Here is a 17,105-nt window from a genome sequence, read left to right on the forward strand (position 1 = left end):
TACTGATTCACCATATCTTCCTATTGTATGAAGCAGGCAAATTCATTTGATCGCGATATTTCGCAATCACCCGCCGCGATACATCTATTCCTTTCTCATGAAGTCTTTCAACAATTTTCTGATCTGAAACAGGTTTCTTTTTGTCTTCGTTTTTAATGGCGATATAAATGAAATTTTTCAATTGATTCTTCGTCATCTTTGACTCATCAAGAAAATTATTGGAATTTGCAAAGAAATGTCTCATCGAAAAAAGCCCGTGCGGCGTCTCCACATATTTACTTTGTACAGCTCGGCTCACTGTTGAGACACTCAAATTCAATTCATTTGCCAAGTCCGTCATTGTCAAAGACTTTAATTGATTTGGTTCCTCCATAAAGAACCTTTCTTGCCTATCAACAATTTTTTCAATAATCCGATGTGCTGTTTCTCTTCGAAGTTGCAACTGCTCTGCCAACATCTTTGCCTCTAGCATTTGGCTTCTCAAAAAACGCGTTGCTTTCTTATCAGCATTCCAAGCATTTACGAAACCAAAATCGTAAGCCGTCTGTGGAAAAGCATGGGGATGAAGTGTGATTTCCAGTTCTCCATGACAAATTTCCACAGTAATATCTGCTGCTACATTTATTGGCCCGCTTCCTTCTCGAGAAAGTGGACGCGTTTTCATCTTTGAAATATATCCTGCGGTTTCCTTAATTTTTTCAAGCGAGTAGCCTGATTCCTTTGATAAATGCCCCCATTTCTGATGTAGAAATAGATTATAATAATTCGATAAAATATCTTTTACGAAAATAGGCATTTTATCTGCCTGCAGAACTAGAAATTCCTGAAGGTTTTTACACGCCATTCCTTTCGGTTCGCATGATTGAATTAGTGCAATCGCTTCATTAACTTCCTTAATTGTTGAACGGAAGCAAGCCGACATTTCTTCTCTTGACTGAGTCAAGAAACCTGTATCCGATAAATCTGCTAGTATGAGTTTCACTAGCTCCAAAGTCCGCTTTGAGATATTCGAACCCAGCAATTGCTCCATAACCTCTTGAATAAAATTATCTTCATTCCCTCTAATGTCTTTATCAAGAGTAATTACATCTCTTCTGTAATTCTCAAATTTTAGGCAAGGGTTTTTCTCTTCCTGCTCTTTAAGCCATGATTGTATCTCTTCAGCGGAATACGACAAAATATCTAATGACTGGACCATCGTCTGTGAAATAATCATTTTCTGTTTTAATGTCGTTTCTAATTTCAGAGACATTTTTGATGCACCCTTCTAATTTTATTTATTCTGACTATTATACATCTAACGTAAGCTAAATTAAAGAGGTGCTCTATTGAAACATTGCAGCAGCAGAACTTACGGATGTTTTCTTTCTTCTCCTTAGAGTATAAATTCTCTTGCAAAACGTGCTGTATTGGAAATAGATTATTCATGTGAATTTTACTTCCTACAAAAACGTTAAACCATCTTACTTAAAACTTTTTGTTCGAGGGAAATAGGGCTTCTTAAGTGAGGCATTAGCTTCTATGTGAATGGCTGCCTTCTATCGATATAATTAATTTTTTTCTAACATGTTGTCTGTACAGGCGAAGAGGTTTTGTCTTAGATACTATAAGGTACCTATATTCATTAAAGAAGTTTGTTAAAGAATACAATGACACATGAAAGCTAAAGTCTTAATAAAGCCACACGTTCTTAATAAGTAGCCTTTATAAAATTCACAATGCAGAGTTATTCAACTCTTTCATACCGCCGATTGTAAAATTAAGCTAGACAACTAAAAAAGCCATTCGTGGTGCACTCTAAATGTATTTTCCGACCATAGAAAAACAGAGGGGTGATGAGAAGCCGATTCCCCTTCTTTCAAGAACGAATTCGGACACATCGAAGGCGACACCATCGTGGGCGTGCGTCACAAAAGTGCGGTGATCACGCTGGTCGAACGGCTGACGAAAGTCATCATCGCCTTGAAACCCGCTGGACGCAAGGCTGGCGATATTGAAGCCACGCTGAATCAGTGGTTTCAGGGATGCCGAGAAATTTCTTCAAATCCATCACGTTTGATTGCGGAAAGGAATTTTCCAATTGGAAACCACTGTGTAACCAACACGACGTCTCGATTTATTTTGCGGGCCCGGGAACGCCTTCTCAGCGTGCCTTGAATGAGAATTCCAATGGGCTCCTTCGAAAAGATGGCCTGCCAAAGGACATGGACTTCAACGCGGTGGATCAATCGTTCATTTCTTCGGTGGCTGACAAGCGGAATAACATTCCGAGGAAGTCACTGAATTACCGCACACCCTTGGAGGCATTTTTGAGTCACCTGAATGGAGTCGATCTGTCTAGCTTAAATTGACAAACGTGATACTGTAATAAAACGTAAAAAAGAGCTGAAATATCAGCCCTCACTCTTCCCGTAAGTAATCTCGTCTTCATCTCTTGCATCCACTCCATTATCGATATGGACAATAGTCCGTAAAAGAAGTTTTCCTTTCGGATTTTCCACGATCCAATGCTCATCCGGCACAATATCAAACGGCTGCATGGTCTTTTCTTTCGATTTCACCGCACTCGCAAATTCCATCGTCTGTTTACCGACCACCGTTTCAATCACGGAGAAATCACTGTCTGACCGGTATTCATCAACTTGCTTAATGACCTGCAATTCTACAAATTCGATTTCCTGATCAGAGTCTCCCCCTTCGAAATAGACAGTGCCTCTCAAGGTTTCGCCTTCTTTCAAATTCGGCCTCTCTACAACTGTGTCAACTTTCATCGAACCAAATCCGATTGATGATAAAAAATCTCTGAATGCCATAATTGGGAAACCTCCAATTTTTGTAATAGACTTTACCACCAAAGCGCGTCTGTTAAACGTTATTGCAATTCCGGTTGCGTTCCCAAGGAGAGATACAATTCATGGCAATCCCACTGCTTGCATAAAAAAACAAGACGCCTTGCTCCTAAAGATAGAATCCTTAGGCTTGGCGTCTTCCCTCTATTTAACGTTCTTTTTTTCAGAATCCTGTAGAACCCTTTCCTTCCCACGGACGTGATTGAATGAACGCCTCAAATTCAGCTGGCGCGATCGGTTTCGAGAAAAAGTAGCCTTGACCGATGGTGCATCCCTGTTCGACCAGTAACTTCCTCTGATTTTCATATTCGACCCCTTCCGCGACAATCGTTAAATTCAAATTCAGCCCTAGGTCAATGATCGTTTTCACCATCGGATCCATTACATCAGCATCCAGCTCATCCACGAATACTTTGTCGATTTTCAATGTATCGATTGGTAACTTCTGCAGCATATGCAATGAAGAGTAGCCTGTGCCAAAATCGTCAATGGAAATTTTTATTCCCATTTCGCGCAGAGCGCCAAGAATCTCTTGGCTTTCCTTGATGTTCTGCAGGATGCTTTCGGTAATTTCCAGCTCCAGGTACTCGGTATCGAGCGTGGTTTCATCCACGATTTTCCGGACTGAATCTAGGAACTTGTGGTTTTTGAATTGCAGCACCGATACGTTCACCGACACGGTTAATGAAGGCAAGCCCATCTGCTGCCATTGCTTGTTCTGCCTGCAGGCTTCCCGCAGCGCCCATTCCCCGATGGAAACAATTTGTCCTGTCTCTTCGGCAACCGGTATGAATTCAGCCGGAGAAACCGAGCCAAGCTCAGGGTGGTTCCATCGTAACAAAGCTTCCATCCCGATCACTTCGTTATTGTAGAGATTGACTTTTGGCTGGTAATGGAGCTGGAGTTGATTCTTCTGGATCGCTTTTTTCAATTCTGTTTCAATGGTCATCTTCCGGGCTTTTATCCGGCTTAGTTCGGCATTGAAAAATTTATAGTCATTTTTGCCATTTTCTTTCGACAGATACATTGCGGCATCCGCATTTTTCATCAATTCTTCCAATGTCCGGCCATGCGCAGGGGATGTGCTTATACCGATGCTCGGCGTTACATTCACTTCATATTCACCAATACTCAAAGATTCCTGGAAAAGATCCAGTAACTTCTCAGCAACTTCAACACATTTTTCATTTGTTGCATTCGTAATCACTATGGTGAACTCATCTCCACTCAAACGAAAGAGGAGCATCTTCTTATCAATCACTGATTCCAGCCGTCTGGCAGTCCCGATAAGCACTTGATCCCCGGAATGATGACCAAGTGTATCGTTCACTACTTTGAATTGATCCAAATCAATCAATAGGAGTGCCGTCTTACTGGAAGGGTAGTCATTCAGGAGACGTCTAACTTCTTTAACGAAACTGCCCCGGTTACGTAACCCAGTCAGCGGGTCATGGTAAGCCAAGTGCCTGTATTGCCCCACCAATTGCTGGTTTTTGCGGAGAACCTGCAGCTGGTTGCCAAGCACCAGCAGAAACGCTGCTGACAATCCTGCAGTGAGCGCATTAAGCTCCCACTGATTGCTGTAAATAACCAATACAAAGAGCGTCAGAATACTTACGTAAGGGAAAAGCGCCACTTTATCCCTGACTGAATCTTTGACCAGCCATCCAGGAGAACCCATTCCCGGTTTTGCATAATACGCTGCAAAACCGATGAACAACGTGGCCAGCATCCAGATAAGATCAACAGAATGGCCGACGCGGTAGGTTTCCTCGAAAGAGAGATAGGCAAATATGAAATCGGCTGCTATCTGGAGGGAAAAACCGGTGAGGCACAACAAAAGGATTTCCTGCTGTTTATGTTTCTGGATCAAATAATACAAAATGGTAAGGACGAATAAAATCGTCAAATCCACCACCGGATAAATTAAAGTAGTCAAAGTCACCAGCCATGATTCCCCGGACAATTCCAGAACCGGCTGAATCAAATAATGGAAACTGATTGCTCCCACCGTAATCATAAATACAGTGATATTGAAAATAAAGGATTGGCCGGAAAACCCACTGCTCAACTCCCGGATTTTCGAAATCAAGGCTGCCAGGAAAAAGAAGTAGGCAACCAGCCAGATCACATATGATACATTTGTTGAATCCATCGCTCCTTGGCTGATTTGGAAGGAAAGCCACAGCCAACTGGAACTCAGGTGGACCGCCACCCCAACAAATAGTAACCGCCAGAAGTTCTTCTGCCTGCGCCCAGCATTTCGGTAAGCCAAGAAAAGCCACGTCAAGCTTACCGATCCGACAAGAATTTGAAGCACATTCATACCGATGTAAATCAGCCCAGGACTTTCCTGGAACGTAATCGTCCAAATGTAAAACAAAGAAATTAGCGATACCATAAGCGAAATGGGAAAACTGTTATTTTTAAACATGGCTGTTCCTCCTGTGCGTCAAAAACCGGCATGTCCAATCCACTTGCTGATAAACAATCTCTCAAAAAAATAGCCTTTCCATCATTTTACTAATACGAGATTAGAAATTCAAATTATTTCAATGAAGTTAAACTCGATTTGCAATCCCGTGCTCGGCACAATTCCGTAAGTCGCATAAACGTGAAAACACCAAACCCAGGAGGATTCCCTTCCTAAGCTTGGTGTGTTGCAAATTATACAATTGTCATGTGTTTTCTGAGGCTCCCTCCCCACTCCCTGTGTACGGTACAATTGATAACAATTCCGCTCGGCGGATAAAAATACAACCCAGGCGCGGGAAAGTTAATTCTACGGACTTCTCAAATTCTTCCTTAATAAAATGTATTGTATTTTCTGAATTCTGTAGAATTGTTTCTTACACTGAGACGAAAAAATTATTCATGACAATTCCACTTCTTCCATAAAAAAACAAGACGCCTTGCTCCAGAATATAGAATCCTTAAGCTCGGCGCCTTCTCTTCATTCAATTGTTATGTACTTTCAGAATTCTGTAGAATTTTTTATTTCCCTAGGTCGTCATTTTAACGCGTGCACACCCGTAATTTCTTCCATCAGTTGCTTCCAGTCGTCCCGGCTGAAATCATACATCTCCAGCTCGATCTTCCGCAACACCATGTGAATACTGTCGAACTTCTCATCTGAGCGGAACCGCCACCAACTTTTTACCGTCGGAGCCCGCTCACCTGGCGGGTAATAATACAGCGTCTCTTCCGGGTTCATGACCTCCTCGACCCGGTCCATATCCAGATATCCGTGCGGAAAATCAATGTACAGCCCAAGCGACGCTTTATGCGGCGTGATGTAGCCGATCTTATAAGTCGACTCGCCGTACCGCGCTTCCAGCGACTCGCTCCACGGGACCGGCTTGTTGCTAGCGATCAGCAAGCGATCACCCTTGTCCGGTTCGATCCGGCAGTTCGGCAGACTCTCGAAAACCTCGAGCATCTCGCTCATTTTTTTGCTGACTAATCTGTTCATAGTAGGCTCCTTTTTTAAAAGCATGCATGCGCTTGGAATGGCGCACTAACGTCCATTGCTTGTTTTCACCATTTTACCACCTCTCCGCTCTTCCCGCTCCCTTAAGCTTTCCTTTACAACTTCGCTGGACGCGAAAAAGACGCCTTGAGCTTGGCGTCTTCTCTCGATTTAATTGTCGTGTAGTTTCAGCACTCTGCAGAATCCCTTCCTTGCGATCCAGCCACCTGAACCTCCATTCAATATCACCCTAAATAACGGTGATACAAAGTTTTCGCTTCAGGAATGCTTTTTGTTCCATGAATCAAAACACGGCCGTCCTTAAAAATGACGAGGCGATGGTGTGTGGTCGAGAAAGACAGCAAATATAGATTGCGCGAAACCGTTCCTTGCTGCGCGGACAGCGCTTTTTCTAAGCTTTCCAAGTCCCTTTCTAGCGGTTCGGGAGGATGGATCTGCACCGTGTCCCTTCCGCACAAAACCGCAGTTTCGTTTGGTTGGAGAAAGAAAGGTAAGGATACGTGCGCCCCGCCCCGCAAGAAGGGCTATCTTCTTTTTTAACCTGATCGACATTCATAGAAGAATGATGGTTTTTGCAAAGGTCGAACGAGACCAGCTTATTTCTCAACTGAACTCTGTCTTCAACCAAAATTTTTCATCACTCTCCACTCCCTGTGTACGGTACAATTCATGACAATTCTGCTCAGTGGATAAAAATACAACCCAGATGCGGAAAAGGTAATTCCACTGGCTTCTCGAATTCTTCCTTATACAAATGTATTGTATTTTCTGAATTCTGTAGATTTTTTTCTAACACAGGGACGAAAAAATTCTCTCACAGGCTCCTCCACCCTACAGGCGACCCAAGCGGTCTCAGGTTTTTGTTTGGAGATGGGCGACTGTTTGCGCAACCAGTATTTCATCGTATGGATTTTGACGTCATTTTTCTCGCACCATTTGGCCAATGGTTCTCCACTTTTTCGATATTCGCTGATTTGACCTGACCAATACAGGACTTTCTCTTTTCTTATCAAAGAAACTCCTCCCAGAAATTCAATTCTGGAAAGAGTATCTCACGAAGAATCTTCTATTAAAACGTGTTCGCTATTTGACGCTTACTTATTAAGACAATTCCTTTTTCTGAATTACCTTGAAAAAAATGTCCCCAAAAACCAGTATGGTTTTCAGAGACATCATTATTGGCATTCAATTCGTTTATAAATACTGAATTGCGTTTGATACAAGCGGACTTTTTACTGAAAATCCCTAGGAACTTCTTTCTCCCACATCTTCCGGAAGACTTCCTCCCCATTCTCAAAAGCCACCAACGTATTGATCAAATAAAAATTTTTCTCGTCACTGGACATTTCGCTATGGCTTTCCACTTTCGTTTGCCAGTCATCACGCTTCACTTCGAGTTCCCACTCGCATTGCACGTGAGCAGATAAAGGATCTTTTTCCTTGATGGTGAAGGTGTTTTTGTTTTTGCTTCCGTATTGGATGCCGTTGGAAGGCAATTTTCGTTCGCCTTCATCCGAAAAGTCCTCGAGTCTCCAGACGCCTGTTGTGACGTCGTTGATAACGTTTCGTGTGCGGTTTTCTGTCCGGATGATTTCTCTTTCCATGACTTCCGCTGTTTCGGGACGTTCGAATTGGATGGAATCATCCTGTTCCTGCGGTGTCCGGACCGGCAGCTCAAGACTTGTCTTTTCGCCCGTATGAATTGTTAATATCACGGGTTTCGGTGACGGCCATGCCTGTGGCCACGACGTTGGCGATACAGCCAGCTCCAGCTGATGACCTTTCGGGATTTCCTGACCCAATGCATCCAGTTGGATGGACACTTGATATTTTTTACCTGGTTCCAGATGTTCAGGGAATTCATGTGAATCCCGGTGCGTCAGGTTGAGCATTCCCCAGCTGATTAACGTGGATTCTCCTGTTGGCGCTTTATCGCATAAACGCACAGCCATCGACGCCTGGGGCTGATCGCTGGAGACTTCCACGTGAAATACAGGGTGTCCGAGCATTTCAATGGTTTCTTCGAGCGGGCTTGAGGTGAACACCACAGATTTGCCGTTGTCCAGACGCTGGTCACCGGGTGCGTCGCCTGGTTGTCCAAATGGACAGTACAACCCTGTGTACATTCCTTGTTCCTGAACACTGGGGACAAAGACGTTTCCTGTTTCATCTGCTGTCTCGCCCAACTCATTTTCTTTCAAGTACAGCTTTTTCTTCGAAACGTTTGGAGATGGCCAGGCTTCATCCGCCACCCATTTACCCGGGCGCTGATCGTATGTAACAGCAGGCAATTCACTTTCCTGAATCCAGGAGATCAGTTTTGGATCTTCTTTCACTCCGGTATCCGTTCCTTTTAGCCATTGATCCCACCAGCGCAGGCATTCCTGCAGGAAGCCGATTGCCGGTTCCGGCGTGGCAACTTCCGGGTACTCATGTGCCCACGGGCCGATTAATCCTTTGCTGTTTTCGTTTGGAAGGTTCTCCATCATCCGGAAGATGGCATCTGTATAGCCATCCTGCCAGCCGCCGACGGCAAACACAGGAATCGTTATTTTCGAATAATCCTCGCACACGGAACCGTGCTTCCAGTAATCATCACGGCGCTGGTGCACCATCCATTCTTCGACGAATGGCGGCGTGTTTTCCAGTCGATCGAACCAATTCTTCCGCCAGCTTTCCCCAACTATTGCAGGGTCTTGAGGTCTTGCATTATAGACAAACATCGTCGAAGCCCACCACAGCATATCAGACGCTAAAACATTTCCGCCCCGGTAATGGACGTCGTCTGCATATCGGTCGTCAGTGGAGCAAAGGGTGATAATGGTCTTTAAATGTGGATTCTCGCGAGCTGCAATCTGCAGTCCATTGAATCCGCCCCATGATTTCCCGATCATTCCGACCGAATCTGTCGCCCACGGCTGGCTGACGATCCAATCGATTACTTCCAGCGCATCGTCCTGTTCCTGCTTCGTGTATTCATCGAGCAGGATGCCGTCTGAATCACCCGCTCCCCTGATATCAACACGAATGCTTGCATAGCCATTGCCTGCGAAATACGGGTGTCTGATGGAATCGCGAATCGCCGTAAAATCATTCTTTCGGTAAGGAAGGTATTCCAACACAGCAGGAACCGGGTTTTCCCATGCATCCTCCGGCAGCCATATGTCGGCTGCTAAACGCGATCCGTCCGACATCGGGATAAAAACATGTTCCAGTTTCTTAATCTGTTTCGGAAATTCTTTTACCGTTTTACGATTTCCTGAGTCTTTTACGTTAAAAACCATACTTTCTTATCCAACCTTTCTTGCTGCTTGCCCAGCAATTTTTATTAAACCTCATACAAATCACTGTATTTTCCAGTCAAGTACGTGATCAAATAATCTGGGTTAAGCGGCTCATTTGTGGCATTCATTAAGATATCGAGCGGCTTTTTGCTTTTTCCGTATTGGTACACATGATCCGTCAGCCATCCCTTAATCTGTTCCAATTCATTGTTCCGGACCCGCTGCTTCACATGCAGTTCTTTATCCATCGTGTGATGAAGCTGCGCAGCGTACATCATGCCTATTGTATATAAAGGAAAATAACCAAAATCTCCGCTGGACCAATGGATGTCCTGCAAGATCCCTTCCCGGTCAGAAGGTGGAGCGACGCCAAGATAGTCTTTCATTTTTTCATTCCAGATTCCCGGGAGGTCGCTCATTTTGACCTCTCCGTCCAATAACGCCTTCTCCAGTTCATAACGGATCATGATGTGGAGTGGATAGGTGACTTCGTCTGCTTCGACTCTGATCAGAGAAGGCTTCACGACATGGCTCGATTGGTACAAGTCGCTCGCCGTCAAATCATGAAATTCCTTCGGCGCATGAGTTTTGAATACATCCAGGTTCGCTTCCCAAAATTCTTTGCTGCCATGAATGAAACTCTCCCAATAAAGGGCCTGGGACTCGTGCATCCCCATCGAACTCACTTCTGCCAGAGGGGTGTTTCGCAATTTGTCTGCAAAATTCTGTTCGTATAAGGCATGTCCGCCTTCATGAAGGGCGCTCGATACAGATTCCCGGAAATCATTCGGGTTATACCGTGTCGTAATCCGGACGTCGTTCTTATGAAATGCGAATGTATAAGGATGGACGGAAGTATCCAACCGGCCAGCCTGACCGTCAAATCCAATCTTGCTCAGCAAAGCCAAACTCAATTCTTTTTGGTTTGCCTCCGGGAAATATTTCGTCAGTTTACTTTCGTTTATTTCCTTGTCGCTTCCATTGATTCTGCCCAGCAAATCAATAATCGCCGTTCTCAATTTCGGAAACACACCATCCAAAAGTTCCACTGTCATGCCCGGTTCATATTGATTTAATAATGCATCGTACCGGTGGGCATCATAGCCCCAATAATCGGTGAATTGCTGATTATACGCAACCATCTTCTCCAAATAAGGCTGAAAAAGCTGAAAATCCGATTGTTTTCTTGCCTCCTGCCAGACCGCTTCTGACTTGGCTTTGAGCATGACGAATTCTTTATGTAATTGCTGCGGAATCTTCCGGTTCTTATCGTAAAGCGCTTCGCATTCCAGGGCAATTTGCCGGAGGAGTTCATCATCCGGATCCTCTTTAAACAGGTCAATATAATATTTCATTTTGTCAGATGTATTAAGTTGGTGGAGTTTCTCCGAGATGTAACCGACTGACTCGAGCCGGTCATCCAACCCTTTTGGGGGGATATTTGCGTGCGTGTCCCATTGCATCATGAACGTGATGTTCTTTAATACACTTTGCTCTTTGAGCAGTGCCAAAAACGCGTCTTTCTCCTTCTGTATTACCAATTAAATGCCTCCTCACTTACTTTCCTGTTATCTGCGGTTGCTCTTCGGATCGAAGGCATCCCGCAATCCGTCTCCGATAAAGTTAATGGAGAGAACCGTCAATAAAATGCCTAAGCCTGGAGGAATCCAGGCTTCCGGATGGTCCCGCAAAACCCGGATATTCTGTGCTTCAGACAGCATATTCCCCCACGTTGGTGTTGGCTGTGGAATCCCCATGCCGATGAAACTCATTCCTGATTCCACAATGATCATGGTTGCCATCATCAAAGTAGCGTTTACAATGATTGGCCCAATCGCATTCGGGAGGAAATGCTTTGTAATGATGCGGAAATCGCTTGCTCCCAACGACTTGGCACTTAAAATGAATTCCTGCTCTCTCAAAGACAGGAACGATCCCCGGATGATCCGGGTCAGACTCGGCCAGGTCGTAATCGCAATGATGGTGACGAATACACTGATTGTCACTTCATCAAGAATGGCAATGATTGTCAGCGCAAGTACGAAAAACGGCAGAGCCAGGAATAAATCCGCCACTCTCATAATCAGACTGTCGATTCGGCCGCCATAGTAACCGGCTATCGAACCTGTCACAAGACCAATCGCCAAAGAGAACAGCGTGGCTGCGAAGCCTACAATCAACGAGATCCGGCCGCCATATAACAGACGTGCAAAATTATCTCTTCCAGAGCCGTCTGTCCCCAGAATATGCTCACTCGAAGGGCCTTGCTCAATCAGCATTAGGTCGCCCTTTGTCGGATCGTGCTCCGTCAGCAACGGAGCCAGTATCACCGCTAAAATGATAAGTGAAAGTGTAATGACGCCGGCCACAGCCAGTTTATTTTTCATGAACCGTTTCAAAGTTAATTGAAACGGCGTTTTATTTACTGTTTTCAGATCACTTTTTTCTGTATTGTTTACAACCATCTGCTGTCCACCTCAATCATATCGAATTCTTGGATCGGCCACGCTGTACAGAATATCTGCGAGCAGATTTCCGAACAATACAGTAACCCCCAAGAGCAGATTAATAGCCATAATGACAGGATAATCACGATTCGTGATGGAATCGATGAACAAAGTCCCGAGTCCCGGGTAATTGAAAACCTGCTCAGTAATGACGGCGCCTCCAAGCAGCACGCCAAATTCATAACCCGTCAATGTTATGATCGGGATAAGGGCATTTCGCAATGTGTGCTTAAAGACGATACTTCTCTCCGACATTCCTTTTGCTTTTGCAGTGCGGATATAATCGCTGCCTAAAACATCAAGGGCTTCAGATCTCATATAACGCATGTAAGTTGCTGTCCCGGCAAGCGCAAGTGTGAGACCAGGCAATACCATATGATGCAGCCGGTCCAGCAAAGCTGCCGCTCCCGTCAAGTTGGGGTCAGAGGTTGTCCCCTGTGCAGGAAACCAGCCGAAGGTGATTGAGAACACATAAATCGCAATCAATCCGAAGAAAAAGTTCGGAATAGCCAAGCCTATAAAACCAAATGCTGTTCCTCCGTAATCCAGTAAGGAATAAGGTTTTTTCGCAGAGTATATTCCTAAGGGAATAGCAACCAGCAAGGTGATCGCAAAAGCAAAGAGCCCTAAATAGACTGTATTCAGAAGCCGTGCTCCGATCAGTGATTCTACAGAGCGGCCATTATAAAACATCGATTCGCCAAAGTCTCCCTGGGCAAAAGAACTTATCCAATTGAAGTATTGGACAGGGAGTGGATCATTCAGTCCCAGTTCTTCCCGCTGCTGCTCGTATACTTCCGGAGAAATGCTCGGGTCAACTTTCTTACCGGTCAACGGATCACCCGGAGCCGCCGTGGCCAAAGCGAAAATGATGATAGTCAGGAGAAATATCATCGGGATAAAAACCAATAATCTTCTTATTATATATTTATACATATTGAAACCCCCGTTATGTAGAGAAGGGAGTGTGCTATGGCACACTCCCTCTCATTACTTCCACAATTACTGTGCGTTATTTACCCACCATAAATGCGAATTATCGAGCAAGGTATGCGGCAATACTTCGACTCCGTTTATGCGGCTGTTGTAAGTCCATAATGCCGGTTCGACATATAGAAGCAAAGCGGGCAGATCTTCGGAGTACACCCGTTGCCATTCTGCATATACTTCCTTACGGTATGCCTGATCCAATGCATCCGGTGCAGTTCTGGCTGCTGTGATCAGAGCTTCCGACTCTTCATTGTTCCAGCGGGAATAATTCCATGGGCTATGGATCGACCATAGCTCAGTCGGGTCAGGGTCTGCAGTTTCCAGGCCCCAGCCAATCAGGTACAGATCGGTATCATCATTATCCTGGTCCATTTCATTCAGGAAAGCTGTCATTTCTTTCGGCTGTTTCAGATCAACACCAATGCCGACTTCCTCAAGCTGCTGCGCAATCAGCGGTGCAGAGCGTTCCCGCAATTGGTTCCCAGTCGGGTATTTCAAGTTAAGCACCCACTCATCACCATTCGGGGTTTCACGAAGGCCGTCCCCGTCCTGATCGACATAGCCCGCTTCATCGAGCATTTCCATCGCTTTCCCTGGATCGTAGGAATAATCGGCAGTTGCAGACTCATCGGATGCCCAGTGCTGCTGTGCAATCGGCGAGTTGATCACATCTCCCTTGCCGTATAAAAGACCCTGTACGAACCCTTCACGGTTGATTGCATAGGCAATCGCCTGTCTGATATTCTGGTCGGCCAACTTCTCGTTCTCAATCCAGTTATCAGGGTTGATTACCTGATCATTTACATCATCAGCTGTACGGTGATTCATTTTAAAGCCCAATACTTGGTAACTGAAATCCGTCTGTTCAACTAATTCCATGTGATTATAGGTACTTACCGTGTCAAAATCAGCAGGCGGAATTCCGTTTGGACGCGCGGTGAAATCAATATCACCATTTTCCAGCAGCCCGATCATAACTGAGCTTTCAACGATTCTCCAGACAACCTGATCCAAGTAAGGTTTTCCTTGCCAATACGCTTCGTGCCGCTCAAGTGTGTATTGTTCGCGATCGGAAATATTGGCGAATTTAAATGGACCCGTTCCGATAATGGACCCCGCTTCCAGTGATTCCGGTGAACCGGGCATATCCGAAACTGCAATGTTTTCAAAGACATGCTGTGGAATTATCGGGTAACTCGCCATATAAAGCGGCGTTATTTCAGGCTCTGCAAAGTGGAATGTGACGGTGTATTCGTCATCTGCGACAACGCCCTGGAACTCATCGGTTTCACCGGAATTATACGCTTCATATCCAAGCAGAGGTTCCACGTAAAGCGTTCTGAAACCGCCGGCAGAAATATAATCCGGATCGGACATCGTCTGGTATGTAAATACAACGTCATCGGCTGTGAATTCCTCACCATCATGCCATGTCACACCTTCTTCCAAATGGAACGTGACCTGCGTCTGATCTTCGTTCATTTCCCATTCTTTCGCCAGGCTTGGAATAAATTCAAGGCTCTCATTTTGCTTCACAAGACTTTCATGAGTGAACTCCAGAATTGTCTCTTCGTAAAGGTCCACTGCGAAAATCGGGTTGAATTGGCCCCCGGGCGCTGTGTTTAATGCTCCTGTCACTGTGCCGCCTTCTTGCGGATCACCAACTGGCTCATTTTTTTCCTGGTTCGAATTTTCATCCCCTGCTGAATCACTGCATGCTGCCAAAATCAAGACAATCGCTAACAATAATACTGATAACGCTTTCTTCCTATTTTTCATGAACATAATTTTTCTCCTCTTTTTTAAGATTAGATTTTCAGTTCCTGACGAGCAAAACGTTTACTCATGCATCATATAAATGGCATGCCACATACTGCCCATCATTTCTTTCTTTCAATTGTGGCCGCTCTTCGCTGCAGCGCTCGTGGACAAAAGGACATCTCGTTCGGAACGGACAGCCTGATGGCGGATTGGCCGGGCTCGGCAAATCTCCCGTAAGCTTAATTTTCTCAACCTTGTCTTCCTCATCCATCACTGGTACGGAAGACAATAATGCCTTCGTATAAGGATGCAGCGCTTGCTCATACAAATCTTCTGTCCTGGCAATTTCCATGATTTGTCCCAGATACATGACCGCTACACGGTCACTCATGTGATTCACGACACTCAAGTCATGCGAGATAAACATATAAGTCAGACCCAGCTCTTCCTGAAGGTTTTTCATGATATTCAATACCTGTGCTTGAATGGAAACATCCAGCGCGGAGACCGCCTCATCACACACGACGAACTCCGGCTCCATCACCAATGCTCTCGCAATGCTGATCCGCTGACGCTGGCCACCCGAAAACTCATGCGGATACTTCTGCAGATCTTCGTAGCGCAGTCCGACCTTTTGAACAATATCGCGCACTTTTTCTTTCCTTTCAGCTTTCGAAAAATTCGTTTGAATGAGCAATGGCTCTTCCACCAGTTCAAGTACACTCATCTTCATATTTAAAGAACTGAACGGATCCTGAAAGATCATTTGCATATCTTTTCGATGCGCCTTGATCTGACGCTGCTTCAAATCGGTAATATGCTTGCCTTTAAAAATCAGCTGACCCGAAGTCGGCGCCAATAAGCGGAGCATGGCCCTGCCGAGCGTTGACTTTCCTGAGCCGGATTCGCCAACAATCCCAAGCGTCTCTCCTTTAAAAATCTCCAAGGAAATATCGTCCACCGCTTTTACATGTCCGACCGTTTTTTTCAAGACACCTTTTTTAATCGGGAAATAGACTTTGATGTTTTTTACGTTGAAGAGAGGTTCATTTTGCGGCTGGACTTGCTGTTTCATGAATATCAGCCCCTCCTTCCTCATATAAGAAGCAGCGCACATGATGATCGGATGCAGCCTCTATTAACTCTGGGTTGGATTGAGTGCAAATATCCATGACGAAAGGACACCGCGCGGAAAATCGGCAGCCATGGGGGAAATCATAAGCGGGCGGGATTGTGCCAGGGATGGCATCCAAGCGGGATTGCGTTTTCTTAAAACTTGGGAGGCTTTGAATCAGGCCCTTAGAGTAAGGATGCTTCATCTCTTTTATGAGTTGCTTCGCAGAGGTTTGCTCGACAATCTGTCCCCCGTACATCACTGCTACACGATCTGCGTATTCCGCGACCACTCCTAAATCGTGCGTGATGAGCAGGACAGCCATATTGAATTTTTCCTGCATTTCTTTTAATAAATCCAAGATTTGCGACTGAATCGTTACGTCCAGCGCCGTCGTAGGTTCATCTGCAATTAGCAATTTCGGTTCACATGAAATGGCCATGGCAATCATGACTCTTTGTCTCATTCCGCCGGATAATTGGTGCGGGTATTCATGAATGATTTCGTTTGCCCGCGGAATGCCCACAATGTCCAAGAGCTCGACTGCTCTGTTATGAGCTTCCTTCTTCTTTAAGCCTTTGTGCTTTCTTAATATTTCAGTGATCTGATCGCCGATCGTAAATACTGGGTTCAACGCAGTCATCGGCTCCTGAAAAATCATGGAAATATCATTTCCCCGGATTTTCGACATCTCTTTGTCTGTTTTTGAGATCAGTTCCATGCCATCCAGAGACACTGAACCATCAATGATTTTTCCAGGTTTATTAATGAGCTGCAGAATGGATAAAGCAGTCATACTCTTCCCGCTTCCCGACTCTCCAACCAAAGCAAAAGTCTCTCCGGGTTTGATTGAAAGAGAAACCCCATCGACTGCTTTTGCTACTCTATTTTCATCTAAATAGAAATAAGTTTTCAATTGTTCGATCATCAATAGGTTTCGTTCATCACCCATCCGTGTACCTCGTTTCTGCAGAAATTGCATAAGACTTTTTTATCTCGAAAGATAAAAAGTTATATTAATAACATTCTTATGAGTATAAATAAGTTAAGATTATTAGTCAAATCGAATTTGCGCGAAAAATTGTATTAATCCGTATATTATTGTTGATA

Annotated in this window: 12 protein-coding genes and 2 pseudogenes; 1 reads left to right on the forward strand and 13 read right to left on the reverse strand. The window is 44.8% G+C overall.

Annotated features, from left to right (window positions below):
• Positions 1-7: 7 nt before the first annotated feature.
• Positions 8-1,252, reverse strand: a complete 1,245-nt coding sequence (gene rpoN, locus GIW82_RS06625) for an RNA polymerase factor sigma-54 (RefSeq protein WP_154749065.1) — start codon at positions 1,250-1,252, stop codon at positions 8-10.
• A gap of 593 nt (positions 1,253-1,845) precedes the next feature.
• Between rpoN and GIW82_RS06630 the strand changes: the two are divergent.
• A pseudogene (locus GIW82_RS06630) lies at positions 1,846-2,351 on the forward strand (IS30 family transposase); the annotation flags it as partial.
• A 42-nt stretch (positions 2,352-2,393) separates the two neighbouring features.
• On the opposite strand, the gene GIW82_RS06635 reads toward GIW82_RS06630, so the two are convergent.
• The 12 genes and pseudogenes from GIW82_RS06635 to GIW82_RS06680 all read right to left on the reverse strand — a co-directional run bounded on the left by GIW82_RS06635 (position 2,394) and on the right by GIW82_RS06680 (position 16,947).
• The gene (locus tag GIW82_RS06635; protein WP_154749066.1) at positions 2,394-2,813 is read right to left on the reverse strand and encodes a sporulation protein; all 420 of its coding nucleotides are present in this window, start codon (positions 2,811-2,813) and stop codon (positions 2,394-2,396) included.
• Between the two features lie 199 nt (positions 2,814-3,012).
• The gene (locus tag GIW82_RS06640; protein ID WP_230309209.1) at positions 3,013-5,004 is read right to left on the reverse strand and encodes a putative bifunctional diguanylate cyclase/phosphodiesterase; all 1,992 of its coding nucleotides are present in this window, start codon (positions 5,002-5,004) and stop codon (positions 3,013-3,015) included.
• Between the two features lie 855 nt (positions 5,005-5,859).
• Positions 5,860-6,321 (reverse strand): hypothetical protein, encoded by a 462-nt coding sequence (locus GIW82_RS06645; RefSeq protein ID WP_154749067.1) that lies wholly within the window; start codon positions 6,319-6,321, stop codon positions 5,860-5,862.
• 242 nt (positions 6,322-6,563) lie between these two features.
• A pseudogene (locus GIW82_RS15040) lies at positions 6,564-6,973 on the reverse strand (thiamine biosynthesis protein MoeB); the annotation flags it as partial.
• A gap of 112 nt (positions 6,974-7,085) precedes the next feature.
• Positions 7,086-7,352 (reverse strand): IS66 family insertion sequence element accessory protein TnpA, encoded by a 267-nt coding sequence (gene tnpA, locus GIW82_RS15070; protein ID WP_483313239.1) that lies wholly within the window; start codon positions 7,350-7,352, stop codon positions 7,086-7,088.
• Positions 7,353-7,571: 219 nt separating this feature from the next.
• Positions 7,572-9,623, reverse strand: coding sequence for a CocE/NonD family hydrolase (locus GIW82_RS06650; protein WP_154749068.1), 2,052 nt, complete (start codon positions 9,621-9,623; stop codon positions 7,572-7,574).
• A 44-nt stretch (positions 9,624-9,667) separates the two neighbouring features.
• Positions 9,668-11,164, reverse strand: coding sequence for a carboxypeptidase M32 (locus GIW82_RS06655; protein ID WP_154749069.1), 1,497 nt, complete (start codon positions 11,162-11,164; stop codon positions 9,668-9,670).
• A gap of 27 nt (positions 11,165-11,191) precedes the next feature.
• On the reverse strand, positions 11,192-12,088 hold the full coding sequence (opp4C, locus tag GIW82_RS06660; RefSeq protein ID WP_154749070.1) for an oligopeptide ABC transporter permease: 897 nt from the start codon (positions 12,086-12,088) through the stop codon (positions 11,192-11,194).
• A 12-nt stretch (positions 12,089-12,100) separates the two neighbouring features.
• Complete coding sequence (locus GIW82_RS06665; protein ID WP_154749071.1) at positions 12,101-13,066, reverse strand: ABC transporter permease; 966 nt, start codon at positions 13,064-13,066, stop codon at positions 12,101-12,103.
• A gap of 66 nt (positions 13,067-13,132) precedes the next feature.
• Positions 13,133-14,899, reverse strand: coding sequence for an ABC transporter substrate-binding protein (locus tag GIW82_RS06670; RefSeq protein ID WP_154749638.1), 1,767 nt, complete (start codon positions 14,897-14,899; stop codon positions 13,133-13,135).
• A 64-nt stretch (positions 14,900-14,963) separates the two neighbouring features.
• Entirely contained in the window at positions 14,964-15,956 is a 993-nt protein-coding gene (locus GIW82_RS06675; RefSeq protein WP_154749072.1) for an ABC transporter ATP-binding protein, read from the reverse strand.
• Positions 15,928-16,947, reverse strand: a complete 1,020-nt coding sequence (locus GIW82_RS06680; RefSeq protein WP_154749073.1) for an ABC transporter ATP-binding protein — start codon at positions 16,945-16,947, stop codon at positions 15,928-15,930. Before GIW82_RS06680 ends, GIW82_RS06675 begins: the two co-directional genes overlap by 29 nt.
• Between the last annotated feature and the right edge of the window lie 158 nt (positions 16,948-17,105).

It is taken from the genome of Planomicrobium sp. YIM 101495 (genome assembly GCF_009707665.1).
Classification (GTDB): Bacteria; Bacillota; Bacilli; order Bacillales_A; family Planococcaceae; genus Planococcus.